At 68.0% G+C, this 11501-nt stretch carries 11 protein-coding genes; 5 read left to right on the top strand and 6 right to left on the bottom strand.

Annotated elements, in window-relative coordinates; all coding sequences use genetic code 11:
- Positions 1 to 17: 17 nt before the first annotated feature.
- Complete coding sequence (locus O1Q03_RS26980) at positions 18 to 1853, bottom strand: phosphodiesterase (protein ID WP_269507085.1); 1836 nt, start codon at positions 1851 to 1853, stop codon at positions 18 to 20.
- 329 nt (positions 1854 to 2182) lie between these two features.
- Entirely contained in the window at positions 2183 to 3226 is a 1044-nt protein-coding gene (locus tag O1Q03_RS26975; RefSeq protein WP_269507083.1) for a bile acid:sodium symporter family protein, read from the bottom strand.
- A 346-nt stretch (positions 3227 to 3572) separates the two neighbouring features.
- On the opposite strand from O1Q03_RS26975, the gene O1Q03_RS26970 reads away from it, so the two are divergent.
- The 3 genes from O1Q03_RS26970 to O1Q03_RS26960 all read left to right on the top strand — a co-directional run bounded on the left by O1Q03_RS26970 (position 3573) and on the right by O1Q03_RS26960 (position 6643).
- Entirely contained in the window at positions 3573 to 4091 is a 519-nt protein-coding gene (locus tag O1Q03_RS26970; protein WP_269507113.1) for a peptide-binding protein, read from the top strand.
- A 344-nt stretch (positions 4092 to 4435) separates the two neighbouring features.
- Entirely contained in the window at positions 4436 to 5512 is a 1077-nt protein-coding gene (locus tag O1Q03_RS26965; RefSeq protein ID WP_269507082.1) for a porin, read from the top strand.
- 168 nt (positions 5513 to 5680) lie between these two features.
- On the top strand, positions 5681 to 6643 hold the full coding sequence (locus O1Q03_RS26960) for a LysR family transcriptional regulator (protein ID WP_269507081.1): 963 nt from the start codon (positions 5681 to 5683) through the stop codon (positions 6641 to 6643).
- A gap of 114 nt (positions 6644 to 6757) precedes the next feature.
- Here the strand turns inward: O1Q03_RS26960 and O1Q03_RS26955 are convergent, their stop codons facing one another.
- Positions 6758 to 7717: an NAD(P)H-dependent flavin oxidoreductase gene (locus O1Q03_RS26955; RefSeq protein WP_269507080.1), complete on the bottom strand. Its 960-nt coding sequence runs from the start codon at positions 7715 to 7717 to the stop codon at positions 6758 to 6760.
- Between the two features lie 278 nt (positions 7718 to 7995).
- On the opposite strand from O1Q03_RS26955, the gene O1Q03_RS26950 reads away from it, so the two are divergent.
- Positions 7996 to 8892, top strand: coding sequence for an alpha/beta fold hydrolase (locus O1Q03_RS26950; protein ID WP_269507079.1), 897 nt, complete (start codon positions 7996 to 7998; stop codon positions 8890 to 8892).
- 91 nt (positions 8893 to 8983) lie between these two features.
- Here O1Q03_RS26950 and O1Q03_RS26945 read toward each other — a convergent pair whose 3' ends face one another.
- Positions 8984 to 9475, bottom strand: coding sequence for an Lrp/AsnC family transcriptional regulator (locus O1Q03_RS26945; protein ID WP_269507078.1), 492 nt, complete (start codon positions 9473 to 9475; stop codon positions 8984 to 8986).
- Positions 9476 to 9588: 113 nt separating this feature from the next.
- Here O1Q03_RS26945 and O1Q03_RS26940 point away from each other — a divergent pair, with 113 nt between their 5' ends.
- On the top strand, positions 9589 to 10491 hold the full coding sequence (locus O1Q03_RS26940; RefSeq protein WP_269507077.1) for a DMT family transporter: 903 nt from the start codon (positions 9589 to 9591) through the stop codon (positions 10489 to 10491).
- A gap of 276 nt (positions 10492 to 10767) precedes the next feature.
- Here the strand turns inward: O1Q03_RS26940 and O1Q03_RS26935 are convergent, their stop codons facing one another.
- The gene (locus O1Q03_RS26935; RefSeq protein WP_269507076.1) at positions 10768 to 10974 is read right to left on the bottom strand and encodes a DUF1289 domain-containing protein; all 207 of its coding nucleotides are present in this window, start codon (positions 10972 to 10974) and stop codon (positions 10768 to 10770) included.
- Positions 10971 to 11477: a YbaK/EbsC family protein gene (locus O1Q03_RS26930; RefSeq protein ID WP_269507075.1), complete on the bottom strand. Its 507-nt coding sequence runs from the start codon at positions 11475 to 11477 to the stop codon at positions 10971 to 10973. The genes O1Q03_RS26935 and O1Q03_RS26930 overlap by 4 nt, the downstream gene beginning before the upstream one ends.
- Positions 11478 to 11501: the final 24 nt, after the last annotated feature.

The raw sequence follows: 11501 nt of genomic DNA, 5'->3' as shown, positions 1-11501 counted from the left end.
GAGGCGCCGTCGGTCGTTCAGGCCGTCGCCCGCGGCGGTCCGCCGCGATCGCGCAGCGCCGCGCGGCCCTCGTCGAGATCGACGACCGCGAGCCCGCCCGGCTGCTGCTTCGCGCGCCGTTTCGCGAGCGCCGCGACCGATGCGATCTCGTCGCTGCCGTAGCGCATCGCGCGGTGCGCGCCGGCCGGCACGCCGACCGCGCCGATCGCCATCGTGACGAAGCCGAAGAACGCGGGATTGCCGTGGCGGTCCTCGCCGCTCAGCCCGCCCGCATGCCGGTCGGCCTGCGTGTAGAAGCGTTGCGCGCCGTCGTTGAAGCGCGCGATCGCGTCGACCGCGCGTACGTGCCAGTCGTCGCGCTGAAACAGCACGAGGAAATCGTCGCCGCCCACGTGCCCGAGGAAGTCGCGCTGCGGATCGCACACGCCGGCCAGCACCGTCGCCGCGAACTTCAGCACTTCGTCGCCCTGCCAGTAGCCGTACTGGTCGTTGAACGGCTTGAACTGGTTCAGGTCGACGTAGCACGCGTGGAAGCCGGCGTCGTGCGCCAGCAGGCGGTCGATATGCGCGCTGATCGGGATGTTGCCGGGCAGGAACGTCAACGGATTCGCGTAACGCGCGGCCTCGATGCGCATTTCGGTCACCGCCCGCACGAGGCTCTCGCCGGTGCCGAGCCCGACGTAGCGGCCGTGTTCGGTGATCACGAAGCCGTCCGCGAGATAGCGCTGGTCGTGGCTCGCGAGCAGCAGCGCGAGCTGCTCGACCGTCGTCGCGTTGTCGATCATCAGCGGCGCGTCGTTCGCGAACTGCAGGCACGGCTTTTTGCCGAACACCTCGCGGTGATACGGCAGCGCGAAGCGGTCGATGAAGCCGCGCCGGTTCACGAGGGCGACGGGCCGCCCGCGTTCGACGAGCGCGAGCGCGTGCAGCTCGGGCATCCGGTTGAAGAGGTCGAGTGCGTCGTTGCTGGTGGCGTCGCGTGGCAGCGCGGGCGCGGCGACCAGCATCTTCGCGGCGATCGTGCCGGCCGGCCGCGCGGTGCGCGTCGCGCCGGGAAACACCGCGATGTGCGGCGTGCCGATCGCGTCGCGTGCGGCCGGCGCGACGACCGGCGACGGCCGTGCTTCGGGCCGGCCGAGCAGGAAACCCTGCACGCAGCGGATTCCCATGTCGCGCACGACGATCAGGTCGCATTCGTTCTCGATCCCTTCCGCGATCAGCTCCGCGCCGCTGGCCTGCGCGAAGCGCTGGATTGCACGGACCGCTTCGAACTTCAGCGGATCGTGCGCGATGTCGTGGATGAAGAAGCGGTCGATCTTCACGACGTCGGGGCGCAGGCGTAGCCACAGGCTCATGCTGGCATTCGCGGTGCCGTAGTCGTCGAGCGCGAGCTGGATGCCCGTGTCGCGCAGCGACGCGACGGCCGGCTCGATGCGCGCGACGTCCGGCATCGCGATCTGCTCGGTCAGCTCGATCACGATGCGCTCGGCGCCGATTCGCGCGCGGCCGAGCAGCAGCCGTACGCGGTCGCGATCCTGCGCGAGCTGCAGGATCGTGTTCGCGCTGAAGTTGAGGAACAGCTTGCCGCCGCAGTCGAGCGCCGCGAACGCGTCGAGGCAGGTGAGCGCGGCCGCCTGCTCGAGCGCGACCGTCGTGCCGTCGCGGGCGGCCTGCGCGAACAGGGCGGCGGGCGACTCGAGATCGGCGCCGCGCGGGCCGCGGATCAACCCTTCGTAACCGACGACCAGGCCCGAACCGAGATCGACGATCGGCTGGAACACGGCGGCGAGCCCGCGTTCGGCGATCAGGCGTGCGGTCGGGGTGGCGGTAGAGTCGGAATGGGGCGCGGACATGGGCAGGGCGGCCGAAGCGACGGGACGCCAGACTTTAACGGCAGCGCGCGCGAAGAATTGAATGAAGATTTTGTGACGACGGGGTGATGTGGGTCCGTGCGAGCGTTTGATAGTGGCGCGGCAACGCGAACGGCGAACGGCGAACGGCGAACGGCACACGGCGAACGGCACACGGCACACGGCACACGGCGAACAGCGAACGGCAGAAGGCAGAAGGCAGAAGGCAGAAGGCAGAAGGCAGAAGGCCGAAGGCAGAAGGCAGAAGGCAGAAGGCAGAACGCCACAAGCCCAAGGGCGCGGCCGGCCACAGCCGCGACGCACTCGTCAGATCAGCGCTTGCCCGCGTTCAGCGCTCCGCGCCGGCGGGCGGCCCCGACCGCGCCATCCTGGCCGTCCTGCTCGCCGCTCAGGTCGCGCGCGCCCCAGCGCTGCGCGAGCGCCGCGCACGCCATCAGCTGGATCTGATGGAACAGCATCAGCGGCAGCACGATCGCGCCGACCGCCTGCGCGGAGAAGATCACCTTCGCCATCGGCACGCCGGCCGCGAGGCTCTTCTTCGACCCGCAGAAGATGATCGTGATCTGGTCGGCCCGGTTGAAGCCGAGCCGCTTGCTGACGACGGTGGTCAGCACCAGCGCGATCACGAGCAGCACGATGTTGACGACCAGCAGGCCGCCGAGCGCGCGCGCCGGAATCTGGTGCCACAACCCCTGGTTCACGGCCTCGCTGAACGCGACGTAGACGACGAGCAGGATCGAGCCCTGATCGACGAAGCGCAGCACGCCGCGATTGCGCTCGATCCAGCCGCCGATCACGGGCCGCAGCAACTGGCCGGCGATGAACGGCACGAGCAGCTGCATCACGATGCTGCCGACGGTGCTCCACGGCGAGGCGGCCGCGCCCGGCTGCGACGTGATCATCAGCCCGACGAGCGCCGGCGTCACGAAGATGCCGAGCAGGCTCGACGCGGACGCGGCGCACACGGCGGCCGGCACGTTGCCTTTCGCCATCGACGTGAACGCGATCGACGACTGGACCGTCGACGGCAGCGTGCACAGGAACAGCACGCCGGCATACAGCGCCGGCGTGACGAGCGGCTGCAGCACGGGTTTCAGCACGAGGCCGAGCACGGGGAACAGCGCGAACGTGCTGAGCAGCACGACCGCATGCAGCCGCCAATGCGTCGCGCCCGCGATGACGGCTTCGCGCGACAGCTTCGCGCCGTGCAGGAAGAACAGCAGGCCGACGGCGATGTTGGTCGCCCAGTTGAACGCATGGGCGGCCGGGCCGCGACACGGCAGCACGCTTGCGAGCACGACGGTGCCGACGAGCGCGAGCGTGAAGTTGTCGGGAAGGAAACGGGGACGGGCCATCTGGAACTCGATTCGGAAACGGTGCGCGCGCACCGCGCGCGCGAATGGCGTTATTGTCCGGGCGGATCATTCAATACACAAATTCATTGTGCGAATCGATTGATGAACGAGATGCATGTCGGGGTGCGCCTTCGCACACGCCACCGCGGCGCATGACGGCGGAAGAATGTTCTGCCACAAACGCCCCCGGAAGTGAAAAAACCTAGCAGTAACATGGTGTTACACCGATGCCGGCGACCTAACACTTTTTGGCTCGACACCGTTTCGGACCGCTCATAAATTACTGCTGAAAGGCTTGCGTTGGCCGGGAGCAGTCGGTAGCGCGCCGCAACAGGCAATGAATGTGATGACGGAACGGGTGAAACTGAAGGTCGGACGATGGGTGGCAGGCGCGCTGTGTGCGTTGCTGATGCCGCTCGCGCTCGCACAGCCGCCGCACGGCGGCGGTCTTGCGTACGGCGGCCACGGCTTCGGCAGCCACGGTTTCGGCGCCCACGGTTTCGGCGGTGGCGACATGCACGCGTACGGCCAGCCGGCCGGCGGTGCGCCGGTCTGGCGCCGCGCGGCGCCGTCGGGCGGCGCCCGTGCCGGCGGCGTGAACGGCTACGGTTCGCGCTGGGGCCTGCGCCCGACGCCGTCCTACGGCCACTACGCCGCACAAAGCCCGTATCGCCCGATCAGCGCCGATTCGCGCCAGATGCCGCGCCCGTCGGGCGGCGGCGGCAACGTGCCGCTGCGCGCCGGCTCGATCCGTGCCGACGTCGCGCGCTACAACGAGGAGCGCGGCGGCCGCCCGCTGCCGCCGCCCCGCGCGCAGGAAGAGCCTGCACACTCGCCGTTTTTCTCCCCGTTCTACCGAAACTGAGCGCCCGCGCGCTCGTCCCCCCGCCGGCTGATGCGAATTCACCACAGTCGCGCATAGATTTCCGCTGATTTTCCCGCCGCATTGCGCTATCTTTCGCGCCCGGCGCGCGCACGCCAGGCGGCCGTCCCGCCGCGTGCCCGCATCGCGCGGGGCCGCCGCGCCGCGTCGGCCCATGCATGAATTCCGCGAAGTTAAGGCTGCCGCTATACCCGCAATAAGTGTGCGCAATTTTGACCGGACCAATGATCCGTAAAGATGGCTGCGCCCCATACGACGCTAGCACTCGGCTCCAAACAACAACGCTCGCGCCACTTATCGACTATCCGACAAAACCTGGAGATCCCATGAAAGCATTCGCCCGCCGTGCGTCCCGCACGTCCGTCAAGCTGATCGCCGCAGCCGCCTGCGTGGCGGCAGCCGCACCCGTCTACGCGCAGTCGAGCGTTTCGCTCTACGGTCAGGTGGACGAATGGGTCGGCGCGACCAAGTTCCCGGGCGGCGATCGCGCATGGAACGTGAGCGGCGGCGGGATGTCGACGTCGTACTGGGGCATGCACGGTGCCGAGGATCTGGGCGGCGGCTACAAGGCGATCTTCACGCTGGAGAGCTTCTTCCGCGCACAGAACGGCCAGTACGGCCGCTTCCAGGGCGACACGTTCTTCGCGCGCAACGCATACGTCGGCATCAGCGCGCCGTTCGGCACGGTGACGGCGGGGCGTCTGACGACGCATCTGTTCCTGTCGACGATCCTGTTCAACCCGTTCTACGACTCGTACACCTTCTCGCCGATGGTGTACCACGTGTTCCTCGGCCTCGGCACGTTTCCGACCTATCCGAGCGACCAGGGCGCGGTCGGCGATTCGGGCTGGAACAACGCGCTGTCCTACACGTCGCCTTCGTTCGGCGGCCTGAATTTCGGCGCGATGTACGCGCTCGGCAACCAGGCCGGCGACAACCGCTCGAAGAAGTGGAGCGCGCAGTTCAACTACGCGAACGGTGCGTTCGCGGCGACTGCCGTCTACCAGTACGTGAACTTCAACAACGGTCCGCAGGATCTGAGCGCGCTCGTGACCGGCATGAAGAGCCAGGGCATCGGCCTGGTCGGCGCGACCTACGACCTGAAGTACGTGAAGCTGTTCGGCCAGTACATGTATACGAAGAATGACCAGGTCGCGGGCAGCTGGCACGTGAACACCGCGCAGGGCGGCGTGTCGGTGCCGCTCGGCGTCGGCAACGCGATGGCGTCGTACGCGTATTCGCGCGACGCGGGCGGCCTCGACCAGACGCGCCAGACCTGGGCCGTCGGCTACGACTATCCGCTGTCCAAGCGCACGGACGTCTACGCCGCCTACATGAACGACCACATCAGCGGCCTGTCGAGCGGCAACACGTTCGGCGCAGGCATCCGCGCGAAGTTCTGACGATTCGGTCGGGGGACGCGCGAGCCTTTCGCGCATTCGTCCGACAGTTGACCCCCCATCGGCGCCGCCATTTGCGGCGCCGTTTTGCGTTTGTTGACGTTTTTGTTTCCTCGCCTTTGTTACCCTATCTCGTAATTGCATGATTCCCAGGAATTGCGAGCTAGTTCGATGGATACCCTCGTCAGCATGAATGTGTTTCGCTACGTCGTCGAAGTGGGCAGCTTCGTCGGCGCGGCCGAGCGCATGCAGATGTCGGCCGCGATGGCGAGCAAGCACGTGATGCATCTCGAGCAGCAGCTCGGCGCGCGGCTGCTGCATCGCACGACACGACGTGTCGCGCCGACCGAGGCGGGACGCGAATACTATGAGCGCCTCGTGCAGGCGCTGTCGGAACTCGACGAAGCCGGACAGGCGGTCGGCGCCGCGAGCGTCGTGCCGCAGGGCCGCTTGCGCGTGACGTCGCTGTCCGCGTTCGGATTGCGGCACGTGATGCAGGCGGTCACCGAGTACGCGGGCCGCTTCCCCGACGTGACCGTCGACATGACGCTGTCCGATCGCGTGGTCGACCTCATCGAGGAAGGCTACGACGTCGCGGTCCGCGCGGCCCCGAACGGCTTGAAGTCGTCGTCGCTGGTCGCGCGGCAGATCGCGACCGCGCACATCCTGCTGGTCGCGTCGCCCGAGTATCTCGGGAAGCACGGCACGCCGCAGACGATCGCCGATCTCGCGCACCACAATTACCTGCGGCGCGATTCGAATTCGACGATGCTCGATTCGCTCGTGATCGACGCGGCCGCCGCGTCGCGCGTGAACCTGAGCGGCAACCTGATCGTGAACCATCTCGAAGGGCTGCGCGCGGCCGTGCTCGCGGGCGCGGGCATCGCGCTGCTCGGCACCGAGGTGGTCGGCGACGACATCGAATCGGGCCGGCTCGTGCCGGTGCTGCTCGACGCCGTGCCGCCGCACGAGGCGCCGATCTACGCGGTGTACGCGAGCCGCCGCCACGTGTCCGCGAAGGTGCGTTCGTTCGTCGACTTCCTCGCCGCGCGTTTCGAAGGCGAGTCGCTGTGCCCGTCGATCGAGGCGCGCCTGCGCGTGCTGCCGATCACGCGGATCAAGCGCGCGGGCTGACCGGTGCGGGCCGCCTGCGTGCGGACGTGAAAAAAGCGCGAGCCGTTGCGGTTCGCGCTTTTTCGTTTGGTGAGACCCCGTGCTCGGCGGCGGAGCGGCCCGCCGCCGCGTGCGTCACCGCGGGATCCCGAGCCGCGCCTTCGCGTCGTCGTATTCGCGCTTGAGCCGCTCGACGAGCGCGCCGACGCTCGGCAGGTCGTCCATCAGGCCGACGCCCTGGCCCGCGCCCCAGATGTCCTTCCACGCCTTCGCCTTGTCGCCGCCGAAATTCATCTTCGACTTGTCGGATTCCGGCAGCGCGTCCGGATCGAGGCCGGCTTTCTCGATGCTCTCGCGGATGTAGTTGCCGTGCACGCCCGTGAAGAGGTTCGTATAGATGATGTCGGACGATTTCGCGTTGACGATCGCGTGCTTGTAGTCCTCGACCGCGTGCGCTTCCTGCGTCGCGATGAAGCGCGTGCCCATGTACGCGAAGTCGGCGCCCATCGCCTGCGCGGCGAGGATCGAGCCGCCGTTCGCGATTGCGCCGGACAGCACGATCGGGCCGTCGAACATCTTGCGCACTTCGCCGACGAGCGCGAACGGCGAGGTCGTGCCCGCGTGGCCGCCGGCGCCGGCCGCCACCAGGATCAGCCCGTCGACGCCGGCCTCGAGCGCCTTCTGCGCGTGGCGCAGGTTGATCACGTCGTGCAGCACGATGCCGCCGTAGCTGTGCACCGCGTCGACGATCTCGCGCGCCGGCGCGCGCAGGCTCGTGATGAAGATCGGCACCTTGTGCTCGACGCACACGCGCACGTCATGCTCGAGCCGTACGTTGGACTGGTGGACGATCTGGTTGACCGCGATCGGGCCGATCACCGCGTCCGGGTGCTTCGCCTTGTGGTCGGCGAGCTCGGACTGGATCTGCGTGAGCCACTCGTCCAGCAGTTCGGCCGGACGGGCGTTGAGCGCGGGAAATGACCCGACGATACCCGCCTTGCATTGCGCGAGCACGAGTTCGGGGTAGCTGACGATGAACATCGGCGACGCGATGACGGGCAGCGTCAGATTCTGCAGGACGGCGGGCAATGCCATGGGGTGTCTCCAGTCTCGAGGGGCGGCCGGACGCGGCGCGGTCGCGCCGACGCCGGCTTCATGCTTGGCGATCGAACGGTGTGTCGAGTGTACCTGTACGACGGTGTGTCGATATTAATACGAACGGTCGTGCGATTCTACGCGAGCTTAGCAAAATGCGCGGCATGGCGACAATCGAGGGAGTGTTCTGTTTCTACGTTTTCGGGCATCTGCCGCGCGCTGAATCCGGGCCGGCGCTCCTACAATGATCGCCATAACAGACCAACGAGAAACACATCATGTCGTTTGAGGCGTTTGCACCGTTTCGCGTGACAGTGCAGGACACGGAAATCTTTGGTGTCAAAGGTGGCGCGGGGCCGCCGCTTCTGCTGCTGCACGGCCATCCGCAGACCCACATGATCTGGCATCGCGTCGCCGCGACGCTGGCCAGCCATTTCACCGTGATCGCGACCGACTTGCGCGGCTACGGCGCGTCGGGCAAGCCGCCGAGCGACGCGCAGCACGCGCGTTATTCGAAACGCGCGATGGCGGCCGACCAGGTCGCCGTGATGCGGCATTTCGGCTTCGAGCAATTCCACGTGTGCGCGCACGATCGCGGCGCGCGCGTCGCGCACCGGCTCGCGCTCGATCACCCGGCGGCCGTCGAGCGGATGATGCTGCTCGACATCGCGCCGACGCTCGCGATGTACGAGAAAACCGATCGCGCGTTCGCGACCGCGTATTTCCACTGGTTCTTCCTGATCCAGCCGGAGCCGCTGCCCGAATCGCTGATCGAAGGCCGTACCGACGCGTACATCGAGCGCGTGATGGGCAACCGTTCGGCCGGCCTCGCGCCGTTCGCGCCGGAAGCGCTCGCCGCCTATCGCGCCGCGCTCGCGCAGCCGGGCGCCGTGCATGCGATGTGCGAGGACTACCGCGCTTCGGCGACGATCGATCTCGAACACGACCGCGCGGATCTCGAGCGCGGCAACAAGGTCGCGTGTCCGCTGCGCGTGCTGTGGGGCGCTAACGGGATCGTCGGCCGGTGCTTCGATCCGCTCGACGAATGGCGGCGGGTCGCGCGCGACGTCAGCGGCCGCGCGCTCGAGTGCGGGCACTACATTCCGGAAGAAGCGCCCGACGAGCTGGTCGACGAGCTGCTCGCGTTCTTCGAGGCGCGCGACGCGGCTGCGTAAACGGCGCCGGTGGAGCCTCGGTGGAACCCGGCGGAACCCGGCGGAACTCAGGCGGAACCTCGGCGGAACCTCGGCGCCGCGCGTCCGGCGTTCAGCGGTGCGCGGCGTCGTCTCCGGCGAGCGGCGGCAGGCGGCGCGGCACGGGCGTCGATTTCACGATCGCCGTGCTCGTTTCCGCACGCTCGGTCACCTTCGCGAGGATGTCGTCGAGCTGTTCGATCGTGCGCAGGTAGAGCCGGCAGATGAAACAGTCGTCGCCGGTCACCTTGTCGCATTCGACGAATTCCGGAATCCGCCGCAATACCTCCTCGACCAGATGCAGCTGCCCCGGCAGCGGCTTCACGCGGACGATCGCCTGCAGCGTGTAGCCGAGCGCGCGCGGGTCGAGCTCGACGGTGAAGCCGGCGATCACGCCTTGCGCTTCGAGCCGCCGCACGCGGTCCGCCGTGGCGGGCGCCGACAGCCCGATCTGGCGCGCCAGCTCGCTGGTCGCGACGCGGGCATCCTCGGCGAGTGCGGCAAGGATCGCGCGGTCGGTCGCGTCAAGCGACGCGACGGCGGGCGGGGAAAGGCGTTTCGGCATGATCGCTTTGCTTTCGAAGGTGAATCGGCTGTTTCGCTTCAGTTTAGCCGTGGAAGCGCGGAAGGCAAGTTTCTAGAATCGAAGTCATCTTCTCTCGTCGAACGGAGTCCATGATGGCCTCGAACGAAACCCGCCGCGGCGCCGCCGAGATGGTCGTCGCGATGATGATGTCCGGCACGATCGGCTGGCTGGTGATGTCGTCGCAGCAGCCGCTCACCAATGTCGTGTTCTTCCGCTGCCTGTTCGGTGCGGCGACGCTCGCGATCGTCTGCGCGGCGCTCGGCTTCCTGCGCCGCGCGCTGTTCTCGCCGCGCATGCTCGCGCTCGCGACGCTCGGCAGCGTCGCGATCGTCGCGAACTGGCTGCTGCTGTTCGCCGCCTATTCGCGCGCGTCGATCTCGATGGCGACCGCCGTCTACAACACGCAGCCGTTCATGCTCGTCGCGCTGGGCGCGATCGTGTTCCGCGAACGGATCGGCGCGTCGACGATCGCGTGGCTCGCGCTCGCCTTCGTCGGGCTCGTGTGCGTGGTGCGCGTCGAGCCCGCCGTGCTCGCGGTGCCCGGCGAATACCTCGAAGGCGTCGCGCTGTCGCTCGGCGCGGCGTTCCTGTACGCCGTGTCGTCGATCGTCACGAAGCACCTGAAGGGCACGCCGCCGCATCTGCTCGCGCTGCTGCAGGCCGGCCTCGGCATCGTGCTGCTCGCGCCGTTCGCGCAGTTCGGCACGTTGCCCGCGACGCCCGTGCAGTGGCTCGATCTCGTCGTGCTCGGTGTCGTGAACACGGGGCTGATGTACGTGCTGCTGTACGGCGCGATCCAGAAGCTGCCGGTCGCGATGACGGGCGCGCTGTCGTTCGTCTATCCGGTCGTCGCGATCATCGTCGATCGCGTCGCGTTCGGGCAGACGCTTGCGTGGACGCAGGTGTTCGGCGCGCTCCTGATCCTGCTCGCGGCGGCCGGCGTGAACCTCGGCTGGCGCATCGTGCCCGCGCGTCGCGCGGCGGTGCGGAACTGAAACGCGCGTTTGGTTTGCCGCTACGATTCATCACGGTGCGCTGCCACGGCTCGTGCGGACGGTGCGTCGCGGCTGCCGCGGGGCATCGAAGAATGCGCGCGCAGGCGGCCTGCGCGCGTGCGTGAGAAACGCTGTAAGAAGTTGTAGGGAAACACCCGATGCGACGCTGCAGCGTCGCTCGTATGATTCGGGCTGTGACGTTGATCACGTTCACAGGATTCCGATCTCGATGCCGTTCGCCCGCGAGGCTGAACGGCTTTTTTTTGTGCGCCGCTTTTATGTGCCGCTGCCCGCGAGCAGTCGCCGGCGCGCATCGAGACGCGCGAGCAGCATGCGCCTCGCGTCGTCGTCCGACGTGCGCCACCCCTTGATTTCGTCGCGCGTGCGCAGGCAGCCCGCGCACCAGTCGGTACGCGGGTCGATCCTGCATACGTCCGTGCACGGCGACGCGACCGTGCCGACCATTACCGGTGCGTCGCTCATGCGTCGTTGCGCTGCGCGATGTCCGCGATCGGCGCGCCCGTCAGCGACACGAGTTCGTCCGGCGACAGGTTGAACACCGCGTGCGGATGGCCGGCGGCCGCCCACAGGCTGTCGAGCCCGAGCAGGTCGGCGTCGATCAGCGTGACCGGTTCGACCAGATGGCCGATCGGGCACACGCCGCCGATCGCATAGCCGGTGTTGTCGCGCACGAACTTCGCATCCGCGCGGCCGACCGCACCGACCTGGGCGGCGACTTTCTTCTCGTCGACACGGTTCACCCCGCTCGCGACGACGAGCACCGGCGCGCCGTCCGACTCACGGCGAAACAGGATCGACTTCGCGATCTGCGCGACCGAGCAGCCGAGCCCGGCCGCGGCCTCGGCCGAGGTCTTGCCGGTTTCGGCGAGCATCACGATGCCTTTCGCATGGCCGCGCTCGCGCAGCAGCAGCGCGACGCGTCGCGCGGAATCGGGGAGAGAGTCGAATGAAGCAGGTGTCGTCATGAGGTCGATCCGTGAAAGTCGGTG

Origin of the sequence: Burkholderia sp. IMCC1007, from assembly GCF_027257875.1 — a bacterium.
GTDB lineage: Bacteria > Pseudomonadota > Gammaproteobacteria > Burkholderiales > Burkholderiaceae > Burkholderia.
This window is presented reverse-complemented; position numbering and strand designations above follow the sequence as displayed.

Coding starts and splice junctions, on each gene's coding strand:
- O1Q03_RS26950 (WP_269507079.1), top strand. CDS start 7,996: ATGTCGTTTGAGGCGTTTGCACCGTTTCGCGTGACAGTGCAGGACACG.
- O1Q03_RS26965 (WP_269507082.1), top strand. CDS start 4,436: ATGAAAGCATTCGCCCGCCGTGCGTCCCGCACGTCCGTCAAGCTGATC.
- O1Q03_RS26960 (WP_269507081.1), top strand. CDS start 5,681: ATGGATACCCTCGTCAGCATGAATGTGTTTCGCTACGTCGTCGAAGTG.
- O1Q03_RS26930 (WP_269507075.1), bottom strand. CDS start 11,477: ATGACGACACCTGCTTCATTCGACTCTCTCCCCGATTCCGCGCGACGC.
- O1Q03_RS26970 (WP_269507113.1), top strand. CDS start 3,573: ATGACGGAACGGGTGAAACTGAAGGTCGGACGATGGGTGGCAGGCGCG.
- O1Q03_RS26955 (WP_269507080.1), bottom strand. CDS start 7,717: ATGGCATTGCCCGCCGTCCTGCAGAATCTGACGCTGCCCGTCATCGCG.
- O1Q03_RS26935 (WP_269507076.1), bottom strand. CDS start 10,974: ATGAGCGACGCACCGGTAATGGTCGGCACGGTCGCGTCGCCGTGCACG.
- O1Q03_RS26975 (WP_269507083.1), bottom strand. CDS start 3,226: ATGGCCCGTCCCCGTTTCCTTCCCGACAACTTCACGCTCGCGCTCGTC.
- O1Q03_RS26940 (WP_269507077.1), top strand. CDS start 9,589: ATGGCCTCGAACGAAACCCGCCGCGGCGCCGCCGAGATGGTCGTCGCG.
- O1Q03_RS26980 (WP_269507085.1), bottom strand. CDS start 1,853: ATGTCCGCGCCCCATTCCGACTCTACCGCCACCCCGACCGCACGCCTG.
- O1Q03_RS26945 (WP_269507078.1), bottom strand. CDS start 9,475: ATGCCGAAACGCCTTTCCCCGCCCGCCGTCGCGTCGCTTGACGCGACC.